The organism is Undibacterium sp. TC4M20W (genome assembly GCF_049340245.1).
Classification (GTDB): Bacteria; Pseudomonadota; Gammaproteobacteria; order Burkholderiales; family Burkholderiaceae_D; genus Undibacterium.
The window spans coordinates 347411-366643 of sequence record NZ_JBMPPI010000003.1; the positions used below are offsets into that span (position 1 = coordinate 347411).

12 protein-coding genes are annotated in these 19233 nt (G+C 49.5%); 1 reads left to right on the forward strand and 11 read right to left on the reverse strand.

What is annotated here, in order from left to right; translation table 11 throughout:
• Nucleotides 1–84: 84 nt before the first annotated feature.
• The 11 genes from ACO0LL_RS06065 to ACO0LL_RS06115 form a co-directional block, all read right to left on the reverse strand.
• On the reverse strand, nucleotides 85–3255 hold the full coding sequence (locus ACO0LL_RS06065) for a TonB-dependent receptor (RefSeq protein ID WP_422949984.1): 3171 nt from the start codon (nucleotides 3253–3255) through the stop codon (nucleotides 85–87).
• Between the two features lie 403 nt (nucleotides 3256–3658).
• Nucleotides 3659–4606 carry a LysR substrate-binding domain-containing protein gene (locus ACO0LL_RS06070; protein WP_422949985.1) on the reverse strand — a complete coding sequence of 316 codons (948 nt, stop codon included), beginning with the start codon at nucleotides 4604–4606 and terminating at the stop codon, nucleotides 3659–3661.
• A gap of 23 nt (nucleotides 4607–4629) precedes the next feature.
• A complete protein-coding gene (locus ACO0LL_RS06075; RefSeq protein ID WP_422949986.1) occupies nucleotides 4630–5436 on the reverse strand; it encodes an SDR family oxidoreductase in 807 nt (268 codons plus the stop codon).
• Nucleotides 5433–6470, reverse strand: a complete 1038-nt coding sequence (gene araH, locus ACO0LL_RS06080) for an L-arabinose ABC transporter permease AraH (protein ID WP_422949987.1) — start codon at nucleotides 6468–6470, stop codon at nucleotides 5433–5435. The genes ACO0LL_RS06075 and araH overlap by 4 nt, the downstream gene beginning before the upstream one ends.
• A gap of 18 nt (nucleotides 6471–6488) precedes the next feature.
• Complete coding sequence (gene araG / locus ACO0LL_RS06085) at nucleotides 6489–8006, reverse strand: L-arabinose ABC transporter ATP-binding protein AraG (protein WP_422949988.1); 1518 nt, start codon at nucleotides 8004–8006, stop codon at nucleotides 6489–6491.
• Between the two features lie 13 nt (nucleotides 8007–8019).
• On the reverse strand, nucleotides 8020–9048 hold the full coding sequence (locus ACO0LL_RS06090) for an arabinose ABC transporter substrate-binding protein (protein WP_422950017.1): 1029 nt from the start codon (nucleotides 9046–9048) through the stop codon (nucleotides 8020–8022).
• 2 nt (nucleotides 9049–9050) lie between these two features.
• Entirely contained in the window at nucleotides 9051–10040 is a 990-nt protein-coding gene (locus tag ACO0LL_RS06095; RefSeq protein WP_422949989.1) for an SMP-30/gluconolactonase/LRE family protein, read from the reverse strand.
• The gene (locus ACO0LL_RS06100) at nucleotides 10037–10702 is read right to left on the reverse strand and encodes a 2-dehydro-3-deoxy-6-phosphogalactonate aldolase (RefSeq protein WP_422949990.1); all 666 of its coding nucleotides are present in this window, start codon (nucleotides 10700–10702) and stop codon (nucleotides 10037–10039) included. The genes ACO0LL_RS06095 and ACO0LL_RS06100 overlap by 4 nt, the downstream gene beginning before the upstream one ends.
• A gap of 32 nt (nucleotides 10703–10734) precedes the next feature.
• Entirely contained in the window at nucleotides 10735–11745 is a 1011-nt protein-coding gene (locus tag ACO0LL_RS06105) for a 2-dehydro-3-deoxygalactonokinase (protein WP_422949991.1), read from the reverse strand.
• A gap of 2 nt (nucleotides 11746–11747) precedes the next feature.
• Nucleotides 11748–12896, reverse strand: coding sequence for a galactonate dehydratase (dgoD, locus tag ACO0LL_RS06110; protein WP_422949992.1), 1149 nt, complete (start codon nucleotides 12894–12896; stop codon nucleotides 11748–11750).
• Between the two features lie 150 nt (nucleotides 12897–13046).
• Nucleotides 13047–14669, reverse strand: a complete 1623-nt coding sequence (locus tag ACO0LL_RS06115) for a rhamnogalacturonidase (RefSeq protein ID WP_422949993.1) — start codon at nucleotides 14667–14669, stop codon at nucleotides 13047–13049.
• 539 nt (nucleotides 14670–15208) lie between these two features.
• Here ACO0LL_RS06115 and ACO0LL_RS06120 point away from each other — a divergent pair.
• A complete protein-coding gene (locus ACO0LL_RS06120; RefSeq protein WP_422949994.1) occupies nucleotides 15209–19228 on the forward strand; it encodes a beta-galactosidase in 4020 nt (1339 codons plus the stop codon).
• The last annotated feature ends 5 nt before the right edge of the window (nucleotides 19229–19233 follow it).

Here is a 19233-nt window from a genome sequence, read left to right on the forward strand (position 1 = left end):
ATGAAAATATGACGTGCGAAAAAAAACAGCCATCTGCACTAGCATGGCTGGATCAAATACTGCGATTAACAAAAGTCTTACTGATTAATTCTTGATTGATACACCGATGAAGTAGCGACGGCCAGACCATGCCAGCTCATTCGGGCGCGACAAATCACCGGCATCCGTAATATTTGCCTGATCAGTCAAATTCTTGCCTTCGAATGAAATAGTAATATTTGGGCTATATCGATACTGGAATTTCGCATCCAGGTAACCGGTTTTTTCAATAAAGTTAGGATTACCAGATACATCATTGGTACCTGTGTAGTAACGGTCACGATAATGATAGGCAAGGCGCGCATTGAACTTATCCTTGTCGTACCACAAGCCCAGGTTATAGGCATTCTTGGACAAGCCGGCGTAAGGCAAGATCGAGTTATCCAGGGGATTCAAACGCTCTGTTCCTGGTGCATAGGTAAAATTCATGCGGGTGTAATTGGCATCAATACCAAAACCGCTGAAGAAGCCGGGCAAGAAAGTCAGCGCTGTTCTGCCAGCAAGCTCTATACCGCGTGTCACAGCACCTGGGTAATTGATAGGCATCTTGACGTCCCACAAAGTGCCATCTTTGAACAGATCCACATTCTTCACGTTAGTCGATACACTATTACCGACAGTGATGTTCTTGCGGAACACTGCCAGGCTGAGCTGACTATCAGCATTTGGATAATATTCCAGGCTCAGGTCTGTATTGCTTGCCTGGAATGGCTTCAAGGCAGGATTACCAGCCGTGCAATCATCCGTGCCATCGCCACCAAACTGTGCTGCGCCGCTATTTTTGGTACATGTAGCGTTCGGAACGATATCCAGTATCCTTGGCCTGGCCATGACCTTACCCCAGCCTACACGTACCAGGAATTGATTTGGTATCAACCATGCACCGGCGTTAAAGCTAGGCAATACATTCGAATAAGTATTGTCTATGCTGACAATGGAATTCGACAGAACAAACGTGTTGAAAGTAGTTGAACCAGGCGTTTTTTCAACATTGATCTGTTGTTTGAACAGGCCCTGAGAGACATCGCGCGTTTGTGTATATCTGACACCGATGTTACCGAAGATATCTTTGCCAAACAATTCAGTATCAAAATCTGCACGTAAATAAACTGATTTGACTTTTTCATCGACAACATAAGCAGGAATCTGTGCATACATTTTACCGTCGGTACCAGGTGCGTTATACAGGTAATCATGATTAAAGTGCGTCAGATCGAAATTTGAACCAACATTTGCAAATGATGGAGCAACCCAGTTAGCAGGTACATTGCTGATGCCACTATAGCCCTTGAAGAAAGTACCAGGTGAAGTCGAAAATACAGATTGCGCCAGCGCAGCCATGGCAGAGCCGTTGAGTGACTTGGTCCAGGCATTCGCATCTGTAAGATTTATCGGGCCCACTGTTGCACGCACCGTATTGGTGGTATTCAATGGGTCGTAGCTATAAGTCTGATTGATGTTTGCTGTCTGTACATACACGTCATCTGCAGTGCTGTTCAAGTCATTGCCTGCACTTGCAGCGTAACCGCCACCATTGTATTGACTGGATTTTGCCTGCTGCGACTGTACACCAAACCAGATGCGTGACAAGAAATCAGTCTTCAGCTTATATTTAAAATCAAGTTTGAGCTGGTCTTCTTTGTTGATCGTTTCTGAAGGGCGGTACTGCAATTGAGCAGAAATATAGGAATTAGGATTCGAAGGACTATAGCCTGTTGGAAAAGTAAATCGTGGCAACCCTGAGGAATCAAGATTGACCTGCAAACCAGGAGCATTCTGCGTCAATATCAGGTTATTCGAATCACTGCTGTACGTGGATTTAGCTGACGACACCAGGCCTTCTACATCCAGACGTTCACCTTTATAGGTAAAGCCAGCTGTCGTATATTTGGAATCAATTTTCAAACCAAAATCGCGCAAGGATGTGCTAAAGCCTGCCTGCCCACCGTTTGGCGAAGCCGCACTGCCCGGTACCAGGCAGTTACCCAATACATACTGGGTAACGATATGATTTTCCACGATCATGCCAGACGGTGTCGTGGTTGTTGAAACCGGTGTGCATGAGCCGCCGGTTGGCACGGCAGTGGTCGCAGCATAGGTGGGCAAAGTACCTGTACTGGACAAGCGGGTAACCGCACTGAAGTCTGTACCGTAGTTGTAATCCCGGAGTTTTTGATTCTGGATATTGGTCTGGTAGCTTACCCAGGCGTTCAAACGATCAGTGAATTTGTATTGCGCCGTCAGTTCAGCAGAAGTTCTTTCATGATCACGTTCCCAGATACCATAACGGGCAATCTGTGGTGAATAGTCATTCCATTGTGAGACACAGCTGGCCTGCAATGCGGCGGTAGCAGCAGCTGCCGTCTGCGTTGCATTGGCAGGGCTGCTCAGGTTGGAACAATCAGCTTTGGAGCCTACACCTGCCAATACCGGATCAATACTGGGAACCGTTTTTTGTGCAGAAAAGTCCCAGTCACGGAAGTAACGCCATGAAGTATTTCGGGAAAAGTCACCACGCGTCAAGACCTTGTCGTAGATAACATTCGCCATCAACCCAAGACGGTCATCAAAAAATTTGTCGGTGATAAAGAGATTGACACGTGGCTGCACGCCACCACGCTGTGGAGCCTGCTCACCGGCAACACTGCCAACAACAGTCATTTTTTTGAAATCGAGTGGCTTGCGTGTCGTAATTTGTACTGAGCCGCCAATACCGCCCTCAGTCATATTGGCTGTCACTCCTTTGATAACATCTATCGAAGAAATCAATTCTGCGGGCAATTCACGCAAATCAGCGCCACGACCAGCGGTACCAGTCGTACTCAGTATCGATACACCATTGATTTCAATACGGTTCAAATCTGGTTCTACGCCACGAATGGAAACACTGGTACCTTCACCGAATGAGCGTTCCAGTTGTACCCCTGTCACACGCGACAGTGCCTCACCAACGTTCTTGTCCGGGAACTGCCCAATATCTTCAGCAACGATGGAATCAGCTACCGTATCCGCACGCAGTTTCCTGTCAATTGCGGAGGCTACTGATTTGCGGGTGCCAGACACAACGACAACGTGATCAGCCTGCTCTTTGGTGTCCGTTGGTTTCTTTGCTTCCTGAGCCATGACTGAATTGGCAGCCATAACGGAAAGTACAGCCAGGGCAGTACCTTTGAGTTTGGGGTTAAAAAATTCTTTTTTACCGCGATTGTTCAACACAATTGTCTCCTCCATTTGTCGGCCATGTATAGCCTGTGTTATTAGCTGCATCCGACCATTTTTTTTGGCCTGTCATTCAATCCAGCTGATTCAATGAAAAAGATTTTAAGTGATGATGAAATCCAATTACGCACATAAAAAAAAGAATCAAGAAAGTGATTGGTTTTTAAGCAGAAATTTGATCATTTCAGACGAGAAAATGAAAAAATGATTGAAACTGATTATAGATTTTCACGGCATTTCATGCGATGCAACATGCGATATCAGAGATAAAAATACATCAAAAAGACACTAAAAAAATTTGGATGGGAGTTTGTCATCGCCTGAAGAGTAAGGCCAGACAAGGCATTCGAAATTCCTCATTAAGAAATGCGGGAAATGTATAATTGAAATGTCTTGCTCTTTACTTGTCCGTATCTTGCACTGCCAACTCTCGCAAAATATCAAGCATGGCTTGTGCTCCAGGCGACAAACGATGTTGCTTTCTGGTGACAATACCATAGGCATCCATACGCAATCCAAGATCAAATGGCAGCACGGATAGCAGCTCGGCATCGAGATAGGTACGAATCAGGTCTTCCGGCAAAGCAACCACCATATCAGTGGCCATCAATAAACTGGTGATCACAGGTAACGACAAGGTTTCTACCGTTTCCGCCGGCTGATCAAGGCCATGTGACAAGAAAAGAGAGGTGATGCGATCACGCAAAATACTACCATTTGGTGGCAGTATCCAGGCCTCTTTCGCAAGATCATTCAGAGTCAGTTTTTTTCGCTGTGCAAGGGCATGCTTGCCGCGTGCAATCAGGCTGTGAGGCTCGTCGGTCAAGGGCTCAAAATTCAATTCTGCGGCAGATTCAGAATCGAGAATGCGGCCTATGACCATGTCCAGTTCTCCGGCACGCAAACGCTGTATCAGTATTTTGCTGGTATCAACCTGTATGGCAACATGCAAGCGCTTATGGCGGGATTTAAGCAGACTTACTGCTCGCGGGATGAGATTCATCGATGGTGTCATGACTGAACCTATCGAGACAAAACCGCTTAAACCTGACAACAACTCCATGACTTCCTGATGGGCTGCATTCATTTCAGCCAGCGCTGCACCTGCTCTGCGTATCATGATCTCGCCATACCATGTCGGTGATATGCCGCGTGGCAGGCGTTCAAACAACTGCACACCGAGGGCATACTCAAGTTCTGTCAGCAATTTGGAGGCTGCTGGCTGAGTCAGATGCGCAGCCTCAGCCGCATGAAAAATTGAACCATGGCGTCCCAACTCAACCAATAACACCAGATGGCGTGTTTTCAGGTGTGTGCGTACAAAGCGATCGGGCTTGCTATTGCTCATGCTGTCAGTAGTAAAGACGAAGATCAATCATGATACAACTGCGAGCGCCCTCCATCAATCAGGATATCCGTAGCATTGATGAAACGTGCTTCGTCGCTGGCCAGAAAAACTGCCGTGTAAGCGACTTCTTCTGGCATTCCTATGCGACGGCAAGGCAACAGCGCGGCCTGCCGTTGTTGCTCGGCCACCGGGTCAGGGCAACTGGCAAACCAGGATTGTATGGCTTCGGTCATTATCAGGCCGGGTGATATGGAATTAACCCGTATCCCTCGTGCTGCATATTCTATCCCCAGTGATTTAGTCAGACCTATCAAGGCATGCTTGGCAACCGGATATGGGAAACATCCCGGTATAATTTTATGTCCATGTACAGAAGCGATATTGATGATGCTGCCAGCAGCCTGTTCAAGCATGAACGGCAGCACTGCACGGGTAGTATTCCAGGCACCTTCGAGATCGACAGAAAAACAACGTTGCCACTCTTCATCTGTCATCTGCAAGGGATCTGCAAATACGTTCATGCCCGCATTGTTGACCAGCACATCCACTTTGCCAAATTTTGCAATCGTCTTGTCGACCATGTCCCGCATGGCACCAGCATCGGCAACATCTGCCTGGACAAAAAGACTGTGCCCGGAGCCCAATTCAGATGAGATACGCTCAGCAGCGGCATCATGAATGTGACTATTCAGTACGACACGTGCGCCTTGCTGTACAAAAAGACGTGCTGTAGCAGCGCCTATGCCCAAGGTGGAACCAGTGATGATGGCGACCTTGCCACGCAATCTTTCGCACTTCTGATTATTATTGACTAAATATGATTCGTTCATGATTTCCTCGCAGACCGGTTTTTTAATTGATCCAGCAATACCGCTGCCAGCAAAATGAAACCACGCATCAGATACTGATAGAAAGCATCGACATCCAGCAAGTTCATGACATTCTCTACCGTCCCCATGATCAGAACACCGACCAGTACTCCGGTGATTCTGGCTTTTCCACCTTGCAGGGACACACCACCCAGTACGCAGGCAGAGATGACATCCAGTTCAAAACCTTGCGCCGAATTTGGTTGCCCGCTGGTGATGCGGGATGCGAGTATCAGTCCTGCCAGTGCTGTCACCAGTCCTTGCAACAAAAATATCCAGATACGCAGGCGTTCGACGCGGATGCCCGCAAGACGTGCGGCATCTGGGTTCCCACCAATAGCCAAGGTATTTCTACCAAACACCGTGTGATTGAGCAGGATACCAAATATCAAAAAACAGGCTGCAACAACCAGCACCGGAAACGGTAAACCAAAAATACGGCCATCACCAAAGCTGATGAAAGTCTCATTGGAAATCCCCACCGCCTGGCCTTTTGAAACAATGAATGCCAGGCCACGAACCATCAACATGGTCGCCAGTGTCGCAATCAGGGCATTCACCCGCAAATAGGCAATCAATACTCCATTACCTGCGCCTATCAGTGCGCCCGCCAGTAAACCACCGCCAACTGCGAGCGTGATACTGCCGCTACGTTCAAGGATGATCGCGCCCAGCACGCCAGTGAAGGCAATAGTCGATCCTATGGATAAATCAAAATCACGTGAAGCAAGACACATCATCATGGTGCAGGCGACCATGCCTATCTGTGCCACAGAGAGCATCAATCCGACAATATTGGTACCTGAGAAAAAATTTTCTACTGAAAAGGACAGTACAATAAAAAGTAAGGCGTATGCCAATGGCATACTCTGCTCATGCAACCAGTGCCGGGTCGTCTTCCTAATATTCTTACTGTTCATACTATTGTTTTGTCCCGGTTTTATTTGCTGAACTGTTGATACATTATCTGTCTGTGCAGGAGTAAGGGAAGACATGAAAGATTCCTGTAATAATTATGCTGCGTGCAAATCCGGCAGTGCCAATTGCAAAACTGCTGCTTCGTTCGCCTGACTGCGCTCAAGTTCACCACTGATCTGACCTTCACGCATGACGATGACGCGATCACAAATGCCCAATATTTCAGGTAATTCGCTGGACACGACAATCACACAGCAACCGCGCTCAGCAACTTCATGAATGATGCGATAGATTTCATTTTTTGCGCCCACATCTATGCCACGCGTCGGCTCATCCAGGATAAGTACTTTCATACCCGGTTCTGCCAGCCAGCGTGCCAGAATGACTTTTTGCTGATTGCCACCGGACAGCAAACGAATTTCCTGTTCGCGATTCGGCGTCTTGATTTTTAATCTCTGTATAAAGCGATCAGCCAATTCTGCTTCATGCTTATGTCTTAAAAAAAGACCTGCCAGCAGACCATGGCGGCGACAACTGATATTGATGTTTTCTGCGACAGATGCCTCTGCCAGAATGCCTTGTTCTTTGCGGTCTTCAGGGCACAAGACTATGCCTGCCTCGATCGCGGCAGCCGGCCCACGATCAGGCACATTGACACCATCCAGCACCACACTGCAACCAGCGTCTTTCTTATCTGCGCCATATAACAGCCTCATCAACTCAGTACGGCCAGCGCCAACCAGGCCAAAGAAACCAAGCACTTCGCCGCCGCGCACACTGAAATTCTGAGCCACTTTAAGCGTCTCGCCTTTCAGTTGCTTTACCACCAGCCTTTCAGACTGTAGTTGGCGTGGCCGGTAATCGTAAATATCGCTGAGCTCACGTCCCACCATATCGTTGATGAGCACATCGCGTGGCACATCGGCCATCACAGGATGGGTGACAATTTTTTGGGCATCACGAAAAATCGTGCAGGTATCGCATAGGGCGTATAACTCTTCGAGTCTGTGAGAAATATAGATGATGGTGCGACCTGCTGTACGCAAATCACGTATCAGACGAAACAGAATTTCGCTTTCGCGATAAGATAAACTACTGGTCGGTTCGTCGAAAGCAATGACCTGTGCATCTTGCAGCAGGGCCTTGCATATTTCTGCCATTTGCCTTTGCGCTATCGACAAATCGCAGAGCCGGGCATCTGGATCAAGATCCACACCCATTTGTTGCAGGCGCTGGCTTACCTGGCGCCGTGCTTCAACCCGGTTCACAAAACCCAGTTTTTGCGGCAAGCGCCCCAACAACAGATTTTCTGACACCGTCAGTTCAGGGACATATTGCAATTCCTGATGAATAACGGCTATGCCCGCTGCGATGGCATCACCAGCAGACGAGAAATGACAAGGGCGTCCATTCAACAACAAGCGCCCGCCATCCGGTTTGTACTGACCGCCCAGTATTTTCAATAGCGTTGATTTGCCTGCGCCATTTTCACCAAGCAAGCCATGCACCGTACCTGCATGGGCATCAAAACTGACGCCATTGAGTGCTTTCACACCAGGAAAATATTTACACACATCTTCAATCTGAAGAGATGGGGGCTGAGATGATGACATGATCGGCTATGTCCTAAAGTCCGAATTCTGCACGTACATCACTCTGATTCCGGCGTGTCATCAAGACCCCAGTAGTCAGTATCATTGGTGCAGGATTCTTGTTTTCTGCTATCCATTTGTACATGTTCACTGAAGTTTCATAGCCATGACGCTTGGGACTGATCAATACTGTGCCATAAAATCCGGTTGGGTTAGGTTTTGCAAATTCATTCAATGCAGTTTTACTGCCACCTATGCCTATGCCTATCACGGCATCACTACGCAAGCCCCTGCCCTCGGCTGCACGCACTGTACCAAGAACAGCTTCATCGTTCATGCCAAATACCAACCATCGTTTGAATTTTGTTTGTTTGGTCAAAGCAATATTGGCGGCATTGAAGGCACTTTCCGTATCCGTTTTTGCCTGTGCTGCGTCAACAATATTGGCAGCCGGAAAACCCGCAGCCTTCAGAACATCCAGTGCACCCTGAGTACGTTCTCGAGCCGTAGGTAACTGATCAAATGCCATGCGCATGGCACCGACTTCAGCCATGTTCCAACCACGTGATTTCATTTCTTCTACCAGGCCCTGTCCAACCTGCTTGCCAATTTCATAGGCCGAGATCCCCATGTGCGGGATAGATGCTATCGGTTTGCCACTGCCATCGACAAGCTGATCATCGACCGACATCACTTTCAGATTATTTCTTTTGGCGGCACGTTCAACTGCCATACCCAGTTTGACATCTGGTGCGCAAATCACAAAGCCCTGGGCTTTCTGTGCGGCCAGGTTGTCTATGGCAGCCATCATCTTTTCACCATTAGCCACACCTATTTTCACCAGGGAAAATCCTTTTTCCTTAGCTGCCTGTTCTGCATAACGCCATTCATCCTGGAACCAGGGTTCTTCAGCCTGCTTCACCAGAAAACCTATTTTCACCAGGTCAGCCGCCTGCGCTGCAGGTACGACTGCAAGACTGAAACAGCCAGCAGCTAAGGTAAATAAGGTGAAACCAGTGGCACTCAATATCTGCGCACATACATTTCTTATTGCGTTTTTCATCATCATTGTCTCTTTATTGTTTTAGGAGCCAAGGGCAATACTGAGCCCGCATCACTGTCGTCAAACAAGGTATCGGCAACTGCCAGCGGCGCATCCATTTGCATCGCAAACAAACTGCCAGCAGCTGGCATGCGGGATAATTCTTCGGCACTCATTTCCTGGCGTGCGCTGCTGACCATGAGATAGTCGCCATTAACACCGCCAAATGCAGGACAGGTAGGATTTTTTGTTGGTACCGATAATCGCTGCAGGCAACGCCCGTCAGGCGCGTACTGTGCCACGCTGCCAGCGCCCCACTCTGCGTTCCATAAGCATCCATTTCTGTCAATGACAGAGCCATCTGGATAGGCTTTATCACCTTCGAGTATGGCGAACAAACGGATATTACTGACACTGGCAGTTTCAGCGTCATAATCACACTGCTGTATGCGACGGCTTAATGTGTCGGTAAAGTACATGGTCTTGCCGTCCAGGCTGAAGCAAATGCTGTTGGCAATCGCTACAGCAGGCAAAGCCAGCCTCCGTAAGCCGTAAGGTATGGAAAACTGGTAAAAACTGGCAATAGGACGTTTTTCCGGCGCTTCATTCATTGTGCCAAATACGAAGTAACCGCGCCTGTCGGTACGCCCATCATTCACACGTGTGCGCGGCTCTGCCGGATCAACAGCAACCAGCGTCTGCACTGGCAACTGGACTGTCGTAGCCGAATTCGTCGTCAACTGCCTCAATGACGCAGGCACTGCTCCATTTTTTGGCAAGCTGGCAAAACACAGGCGCTTTGCCAATCCAAGCAAAATACGGCCTGAACGACAATGAACAAAAGAACCCAATCTATCTGGCAATCTGTAAGTGACTACAGCTTGACCAGGTTTCCAGTTTTGCAAACTCGCTGCCTCAATATCAGTCCACCACCAGCTTTCTGTATTATCTTGCCAGCTCAAACCCTCGCCCAAGGTCGCTGTATGTGCCAAAGCCTGTTGCAGATGATTCATTGCAAAGCCTCATTTGATTTTTTCGCCATGCCTGCTCTGAGGGCTTTTATAAAATCAAGTGCCTTGACTCTTATTTTTACAGCATCTATTCCTGGTTTATACAAAGCTGAGCCAAGGCCAAATCCATTGACACCTGCCCGCAGGTAGTCATCCATGTTGTCAGGAGTAATCCCTCCCACTGGCAAGAGACGCAGGCTGGCTGGCAAAACGGCCCGCATCGCCCGTACTATAGGCGGCGTGACCAATTCCGCAGGAAAGAGCTTGACTGCATCTGCACCTGCATACATCGCCGCAAATGCCTCTGTCAGTGAGCTTGCCCCTGGTACGCAATACAGGCCCTGTTTTTTTGCTTCCCTGATGACCATTACATCAGCGTGTGGCATGACGATCAGACGTCCACCCGCATCACGTACCTGACGCACGGCATCCAGAGTCAACACAGTACCTGCACCTGTCAGCGCATCAGGTGGCAGACAGCGACTTAGTATGTCTATCGATTCGAGCGCAGATGGTGAATTCAGCGGGACTTCAATAATGCGAAAACCGGCTTCATATAAATCTGCAGCGATGGATTCCACTTCTTTAGGACGTATGCCGCGCAAGATGGCAATCAAGGGTAAATCAGCAAATGCCTGATCAAATGTGGCGGGAATGGTTTTCATGAAATTCCTTCGGGTGGTGTTGATGTCCATACTCAGAATCTCAGCATGCCTGCGGTGAACGCCAGATGCCATAAACCCGCCGGTGCGCTATTCATCAATACGGCGTCTGGCTTGACGCCAAAACGTGAAAGCGCCAGGGAATAACGCCCACAAAGAGAAGCCTCCCCTATCAATATCAATGGCGCATGTGCCAGACCGTGCTCAGAGCGCCAATGCAAACCAGCCAGTAACTCATTGGCGATCAATAAACCAGATAAGTAATCCGCCAGTCCATCAGGTGGCATATCACCCATCAAGCCCAGGGTGCGCACACTAAACAATTGATGACTCAAGCCTTGCGCCATCATCTTGCGGGCAACATCCAGGCCGGCAATAAAACTGACATCACTGCTCTCCCCCTGCACGGCAGGCATCAAACGGCCAAGAACCGAATGCTGCCTGAGCACGGCGAACAATTCCCCCGTCATGTGTGTGGCAAAAGCCTGTACTTTTCCATCTACAATACTGGCCCATTTCGAATGTGTACCGGGCATGACTATGCATGACCGGCTGGCCCAGTCTGGCTGACCTTGCAGTGCACCTACGATCTGGGTTTCTTCGCCACGCATGACGTCAGGCGCATCGCCGCGATATAACAAGCCCGGCACAATACCCAGGCGTGAAGACACTGGGCGTAAATCTCCGGCATCTATAGATAGAATATTGATGGCGATATCATGGGCGTCTGCCGGACTTTGTACATATGGCACCTCTTGCCAGCCATGTTTGCTGCCAACCATGCCGCAAGCCAGCAAAGGAACATCAGGCCAGTTTGTCAACCAGTCACCGGCCAGCTCCTGCAACACCCGCACATAAGCGGCTTGCCCACCCTGCATGACAGAAATACCGGAAGCAGCTTCCCGGCTATCGATAAGTTGACCATTCTGTCCGATCAAGAAAATCCGCAAGCCTGTACTACCCCAGTCAATACCGATCAGGCTCACATTTTCTTTCGCGTCCAAAGGCAGAACTGCCTTGCCTTGCGCGGTATTCGTTTGTACCATTCTTACCATTCCGCAACGCTGCCGTCAGGGTGACGCCATAACGGATTACGCCAGTCAGGTGCCCGCAGGCTGGCTTCTTTCACGCGCTCTTCATTAATTTCCACGCCCAGACCAGGCTTAGGCAAGGCGGCAATATAGCCATCGGTAATGCGCAAATCTTCGCGATTGATGACGTAGTCAAGCAGCTCTGCATCCTTGTTATAATGGATGCCCATGCTTTGCTCTTGCAAGACTGCGTTATGGGCGACAAAGTCGAGTTGCAGACATGCTGCAAGCGCAACCGGCCCCAAAGGACAATGCGGTGCCAGGGCAATGTCATAGGCTTCTGCCATTGCGGCAATTTTATGGCATTCAGAAATACCACCAGCATGGGACAGGTCAGGCTGGACGATGGCAATGCCTCCTTCCTGAAACACCCGTTTGAATTCAAAGCGCGAATACATGCGTTCGCCTGCGGCCAACGGTATAGCCGTACTTTCTGCCAGGCGTGGATAATATTCAGCCTGCTCTGCCAATACAGGTTCTTCTACAAACAAGGGACGATATGGCTCCAGAGCACGCAACAAAACCTTGGCCATAGGCGCGGCAACGCGGCCATGAAAATCAATACCAAATTCAATCTGGCTGCCAAACGCTTCACGAATCTCGGCAATACGCCCTACCGCAGCATCAACCGCCGCCGCACTGTCAATGATGCCAAATTCTTCGGTACCATTCATCTTGAAGGTATCAAAGCCCGCTTCGCGCAGACGACGAATATCAGCAATCACGTCAGCAGGCCTGTCACCGCCGACCCAGCTATAGGTTTTCATGCGGTCACGCACCAGGCCACCCAACAATTGATACACCGGCACGCCCAGGGCTTTTCCCTTGATATCCCACAGTGCCTGATCAATGCCTGCCATGGCGCTCATGAGGATAGCTCCACCGCGATAAAAACTACCGCGATACATGACTTGCCAGAGATCGTTGATGCGGGCCGGGTCTTGCCCTATCAGATAAGACGCAAATTCCTGCACCGCGGTTTCTACAGTTCGCGCCCGCCCTTCTATGACAGGCTCACCCCAACCGACGATACCCTCATCAGTTTCTATTTTCAGCAACATCCACCTTGGAGGAACACGATAAGTAATCAGTTTTGTTATTTTCATGACGCAATGGCTAAGCAAATGAAGTCATGAGTGTAGATGGGCAAACGTGATAAGAAATATGAATTAACTGACCGAAAGTATATGAATTTGGCATAGCTGTTGACATGCATAATTCAATAGACCCATCAATAGAAATGCCACAGCACACAGCTACAGGTTTTCGCGCTCCGCCTGTTTGCGCTGAATATCTGCCAGACCACTGCAATCTTTAACAGAGAAATCTTTTACGTCCTGCAAACTAAAACCCGGCGTGCCAGGTTGAAGAGGAAAATTCACGTGGTCAAAATAAGCACGGCTCACATCATGCAAAGCAAAGGCTGGCCTGTTGTCTGTCCGCACATATTTGATATCAACATGATGCAACTCGAGATTATTGACATGACGTGCGAACACCGCATGTGCGGGGCTGAGGCCAAACATGCTGGGTTCGGGATAACTACCAGCATTTTCTGGTGGATTGACAGCTACTTTGCCAAGTTCACCACCTCCCTGATGCAACACGTGCATATTACTGATACGCACATCTTCTACAGGATAGCCAGGCACTCCACTAATGATGGATGCATAACGTGAATCAGCACCTGACACCGTGACATTACTGATATTTATACGCCTGATAGCCCCGGTCACCGCACCTTCCGGTGCGCGCAAACGGCTGCCAAGGCGGATGAAGATAGGGGGATTGGTCAAATCGCGCATGGTCAGATTGCTAACACTGATATCTTCAATAATGGCACCATCGACGCTTTCTATGGCCAGCCCGCGGCAACGCTCAAAAATACAATTTGAAATGGCAATATTACGAAAACCACCGTTAGATTCAGTACCCAGCTTGATGCGCCCAGTCACTCCCTCCTTGTCCGGGGCAAACTCTTGCTTGCGCTGAAAACTACCATCCAGAAAAGTACCAAGATCAAAGCCTGACACCTGACAATTAGTGATGCTGACGTTTTCAGTAAAACGCTTATAACCCAGTGCAAATGAACTTTTCAGGCAGATGGCATCGTCATTGGGAGAATTGATACTGCAATTGGAGATGTGAACATTACGGCAGCAATCTATATCAAAGCCATCCCTGTCGGTATCCACTTTCAAATTATCTATCGTCATATTGTCAGCTGCTGTTGCCAGCAAGGCAAAGTGCCCACCGTTGAAAATACTGATATCACGCAAGATAATGTTTTTACAGTTTTTAAGGGCAATCGCCTTATTGCCCTTGCCCACCATATCAGCGCCGTAAGCCTTGTTGCCACTGCGCTCACCGTGCGGATCGCTATTGCCAAGGCTGAGTGGCATATCACCAGGCTTGGCCACGCGACGCGGCCCAGGGCCAGCATGTGTCAGACCCTGGCCATAGATGAGTCCGCTACCCAGAATAGCGATATGTTCAAGATCTTCGCCCCAGATCAGGCTATTGTGCCAGTGGCTGTGCCCAAAATCCTGATAAGCATCCCATTCGTTAGGCTCTGCCTCGTCGTAGCTGCCGCCATGCTTTGCCGGGTCTGCAGCAATCAGGGTGGCACCAGCATCCAGATACAGCGTAACATGGCTTTGCAGGCGAATCGAGAAACTCAGGTATTTGCCAGCAGGGAAATACACTGTTCCACCACCTGCCGCAGCAGCAGCTTTGATGGCGCGATTGATCGCATCAGTGTCAAGCCTCTTACCATTGCCACTGGCACCAAAACCGCGGACATTAAAATTGCCTGCCGGATTGACTTTTCCAACAATTTTTCCTTGCGCCATTACCGGTAAAGCATGCAAAGGCAACATGCTAGCTACAGCTCCAGTACCAAATATACGCAAAAAATTCCGTCGCAATGGCGATGATGTCTGTTCACTCAATTTTCTTGTCCCCTACTTATTTTTTTGGATATGTTTTCTTTTTATCCATGGCAGTATCGATTGAGATTACCATTAAAAAACCAGGGAACGTCCAGTCAAAATGTTCAACTTGATGATTAATAATGAGCAGATCTCTGAGTATTCCCAAAAAACATCAATTACCGTGAGTTGATTTGGTGAATAACATATAACACGCCGTAAATCGCCTGAAAAAAGCCGAAATGATCTGCTATTGCTCATGAGCGTGATTACATCACTCGCTGCAGTTGACAGGTTTTAACGCGAAATTGATACTCGAAACAATAAGCTGCATTTTTATTTATTAATGTGGCGATAAAAACAGAGACATCTCACACCAAGCCCAGGCCAATCAAGTACCTGAGCCAGAAAGACATAGCGCATCGCCCGGTGTGGCATACATCTACTCATTTCCAATTCTTTGTTTGGCCATGGTCAGAAGGAAAATGATGAACTCAGTAGTACGGTCAGGATTGACGATCTTGGTATTGACGTGCAGCGTATGTCTGGCACATGCGCAAATGCAGAATACTGCACCGCCACAAAATTCTCCTCAAAATCCACCAGTCACTGGTGATGCCCTGATGGACAGTTTCGGGCTGACCAGCACCAACAAGGTACAGACCAATAGTACGGTTGCGCCACCGAACGCCAACCCCAAAGTGATTCCGCTCAAGGGTGACACCAGCTTCCTGATGTCTGCCTTTCCTTCTACATCACAAAACAAGCTCAGCCTGTTTACATCTTACGACGGCACCAGCTTTGCACCGCTGGCTTCTGAAGCGTATACGCCGCCACAGGGCTTGCTGCGTGACCCCTCCATTTTGCATGCAGATGATGGTTATTATTATGTGATTTACACTACTGGCTGGGCTGGCGATACCTTTGGTGTCGCCAAAAGCCGCGACCTGCGCCATTGGCAGCATATACGTGACGTGCGTCTGCAATTGCCTGATGCGAATGCAAAAGTCAGCAATGTCTGGGCACCGGAATGGTTTACAGACAGTGATGGCTCGGTCCACATCGTCGTTTCAGTATCAACTCAGGGGACCAAGGGGCCCTTTGGTGCCTATGTGCTGCATGCGCTGGACAAGACGTATGCCAATTTCTCGCCAGTCCAGGCCATGGCAGGCCTGCAAAATAATTACATTGATACCTTCCCCATCAAGGACGGGTCACGCTATGTGGTTTTCACTAAAAATGAAACCAGCAAATACATAGAAATGGCGACAGCCCCTGCTCTTGCTGGTCCATGGAAAGTGGAAAAAACGGGCGACTGGGCAGGCTGGGGCAACCCTTTGGAAGGTCAGGCCCTGGTCAAGCTGAAAAATGGCGGCTGGCGCATTTACTTTGACGACTATACGACCAAGCATTACTGGTATTCCGACAGCAAGGACAATTTCAAAACATGGACTGCCAAGCAGGAACTGGGTGGTGTGTCGGGAGCGGTACGCCACTTCACTGTCATCAGCGAACCGACCAAAGTCCTGGAACAGGCCACTGCCGCAAAATCGCCAGCGAAAAAGATCACCTGGGATAAACACTCGCTGATGATAGATGGCAAAAGGGAAATGATCTGGGCAGGTGAATTTCACCCTTTCAGGTTACCCAATCCTTCACTGTGGCGTGATGTCATACAGAAAATGAAAGCCACCGGGCTCAACACTGTGGCGATTTACTTTGACTGGGGTTATCACTCGTCACGCCCGAATCAATATGATTTTTCCAGCATACGTAATGTAGAACTGGCGATAGAAATGGCAGAACAGGAAGGCATGTATGTCATTGCCCGCCCTGGCCCGTATGTGAATGCAGAGCTGACACTGGGCGGTTTTCCTGGTTATCTGGCCAGACAAAAAGCGATTGCCCGTACTGATGCTGCCGAATATATACAGTCTGCAGATGAATGGCTGACCCAGATTGACGCGATTATCGCGCGCCATCAAATCACCACTGGTGGCGGCACTGTCATTGCCTATCAGCTGGAAAACGAGTTATCAAATACCTCGGATACGCATAAGCGCTACATGCAACACCTGGCAGACAAAGCCAGGGCAGATGGCATCAGCGTGCCGCTGTTCCACAATTCTGCAGGTCGCCTGCCTAACTGGACGCCACCCAATTCCAGCGCGCCCTATGCGGTGCCAGGCCCCACCGACTTGTACAGCTTTGACGGTTACCCCGGTGGTGGCTGTACCAATACCAAGGAAATTGGCAAACCAAATGTCGTGCCCAACTGGGGCATGTATGGTGAAATCCCGGCCAATACCGGAACCGGGCCAGTCAAGATTGGTGCCCTCGCCTCTCCCAATACGCCAGGCTTTGCGGCAGAAATGGGCGGCGGCTGGTTTGATTTCTGGGGCAGCGTCGGCACTTATGACTGCACCGCGCAACGCACAGGATCGAATTATGTACGCACCTTCTACGGGGCTAATCTGATCAATGGTATTTCCATCCATTCCATTTACATGATGTATGGCGGCACATCCTGGGGCTGGTTGCCAGCGCAGGTGGTGTATACGTCCTACGATTATGGCGCAGCAATCGACGAAGGCCGTGGCTTGCGCGAAAAAGCCCTGACACTGAAGCAGATGGGACACTTTGTGGATGCCGCCAAATCTGTGCTGAGCGCCATGGATAAAGGTGAAGCAATCACCGCCTCCAATCCTGCTGTCAGACTGTATCACAATATCAGTCCCGTCAATAAGGCACACCTGATTTTCGCCATTCATACCAAGACCGATTCAACCACAGAAGAACTGTTCAGCTTCAAGCTCACTACACGCGATGGCAGCTACAAGATCCCGCAGGCAGGCACCTTGCGCATCAAAGACCAGAACGTCAAACTGCTGTTGTCAGATTATGCAATGGAGCGCCAGCATCTGGTCTACACCACATCCGACACCCAGACCCACCTGCAGCAGGATGAGCGCGATATCGCCTTGCTGTATGGCCGCAAGGGCGAAGATGGCGAAACCGTATTGCGTTATCAATCAGCACCAAAGGTCGAAGTGCTGGAAGGTGCAGCCAATGCAGTATTTGATCAGCAAACGGGCGATCTGCGATTGAACTATGTACACAAGGATTTGATACGTGTACGCATCAGTGGTGGTGGCAAAGCAGATTTACTGCTCTTGCTGGCGGATGACGAAACTGGCCGCAACTTCTGGCGTCAGGAAACCGCGCACGGCCCTGTCCTTGAGCGTTCGCCAGCACTGGTGCGTCAGGCCAGCGTGCAAGACAGCACCTTGCACCTGAGTGGAGATACCCATGAAAGCAGTAAGCTGGAGATATGGGCCCCGAAAGCTGTCAAGCAAATCACCTGGAATACTGCCGCCATCACCAGCAACAGGAATGCCGATGGCAGTTTGTCGACCGAACCTCTGGCTGGCCCTGCTGACATCCTTTTACCAAAACTGATGCAACAGACATGGATGCGTCGCATGGATTCGCCAGAGGCAGCCAAAGTCTTTGACGACAGCAAATGGCGCAAGACTGACCTGACCACCACGGCTGCCACCGTAAAGACCACACCTCCTGCTGGCCAACCCATACTCAGTATGAGTGATTATGGCTTTCACCACGGTGATGTCTGGTACCGTGGCAATTTCAAGGTGCAGGCTGGTAAACCACTGCCTGAACAATTGGAAATCAGTTATGGCGGTGGTGGTGCAGGTTTCATGCAACTGTGGCTGGACGGTGTCTATATCGGTGAAAATGAAATGCCAACCGGGAAACCCAAGCCAGATAACTGGGGCACAGCCAGCTTCAAGCTGCCTGCCGAAGCATTGCATGCAGGCGAACATGTACTGTCGGTCATGGTCAGAAATAATTCCCACAACTGGGATCTGGCAGCCGATGATGAACATAAAGTCGCGCGTGGCTTGATCAGCGTGTCACTGACGCATGACATCAAAAAAAAATTTGCCACACCAATCAGCTGGAAGATCCAGGGCAATAAAGGTGGTGAAGAAATCGCCGATCTGGTGCGGGGGTCTTTGAATAACGGTGGTCTGTATGGCGAACGTGCAGGCTGGTATTTGCCAGTCGGTGCAAAACCAGACAACGGTGGCTGGGAAAAAGCGAGTCCAGATGCGGCGCCACCAGCGGCTGGTACATATTGGTTGCGTACCAATTTCACCCTGGATATGCCGGCAGGTCATGATGTGCAACTGGGTCTGGCCATAGGTGATACCACTCAGCCACGTTCTGATCGCAGAAATCGCGTCCTGATTTTCATCAATGGCTGGAATATGGGAAATTTCATTTCGCATATAGGCCCGCAACGTCTATTCATCCTGCCACCAGGCATATTGAATCCGAATGGTGAAAATACGCTTACATTGGCAGTCAGTACCGATGGCAAAGCTGTGAATGCGCTGGAGTCGCTGGAATTGGTCAAGATACGCGCAGCCCGTGGTGGTGTACCGCTGGAACTGGTCCCAAGCCCTTCCAATCTACAACGTTGATGACA

What these genes read in the sequence shown, in the direction of transcription:
- ACO0LL_RS06105 (WP_422949991.1), bottom strand. Translation starts at nt 11,745, where the DNA reads ATGGTACAAACGAATACCGCGCAAGGCAAGGCAGTTCTGCCTTTGGAC.
- dgoD (WP_422949992.1), bottom strand. Translation starts at nt 12,896, where the DNA reads ATGAAAATAACAAAACTGATTACTTATCGTGTTCCTCCAAGGTGGATG.
- ACO0LL_RS06115 (WP_422949993.1), bottom strand. Translation starts at nt 14,669, where the DNA reads ATGTTGCCTTTGCATGCTTTACCGGTAATGGCGCAAGGAAAAATTGTT.
- ACO0LL_RS06100 (WP_422949990.1), bottom strand. Translation starts at nt 10,702, where the DNA reads ATGAAAACCATTCCCGCCACATTTGATCAGGCATTTGCTGATTTACCC.
- ACO0LL_RS06070 (WP_422949985.1), bottom strand. Translation starts at nt 4,606, where the DNA reads ATGAGCAATAGCAAGCCCGATCGCTTTGTACGCACACACCTGAAAACA.
- ACO0LL_RS06075 (WP_422949986.1), bottom strand. Translation starts at nt 5,436, where the DNA reads ATGAACGAATCATATTTAGTCAATAATAATCAGAAGTGCGAAAGATTG.
- ACO0LL_RS06095 (WP_422949989.1), bottom strand. Translation starts at nt 10,040, where the DNA reads ATGAATCATCTGCAACAGGCTTTGGCACATACAGCGACCTTGGGCGAG.
- araH (WP_422949987.1), bottom strand. Translation starts at nt 6,470, where the DNA reads ATGTCTTCCCTTACTCCTGCACAGACAGATAATGTATCAACAGTTCAG.
- ACO0LL_RS06120 (WP_422949994.1), top strand. Translation starts at nt 15,209, where the DNA reads ATGAACTCAGTAGTACGGTCAGGATTGACGATCTTGGTATTGACGTGC.
- araG (WP_422949988.1), bottom strand. Translation starts at nt 8,006, where the DNA reads ATGTCATCATCTCAGCCCCCATCTCTTCAGATTGAAGATGTGTGTAAA.
- ACO0LL_RS06090 (WP_422950017.1), bottom strand. Translation starts at nt 9,048, where the DNA reads ATGAAAAACGCAATAAGAAATGTATGTGCGCAGATATTGAGTGCCACT.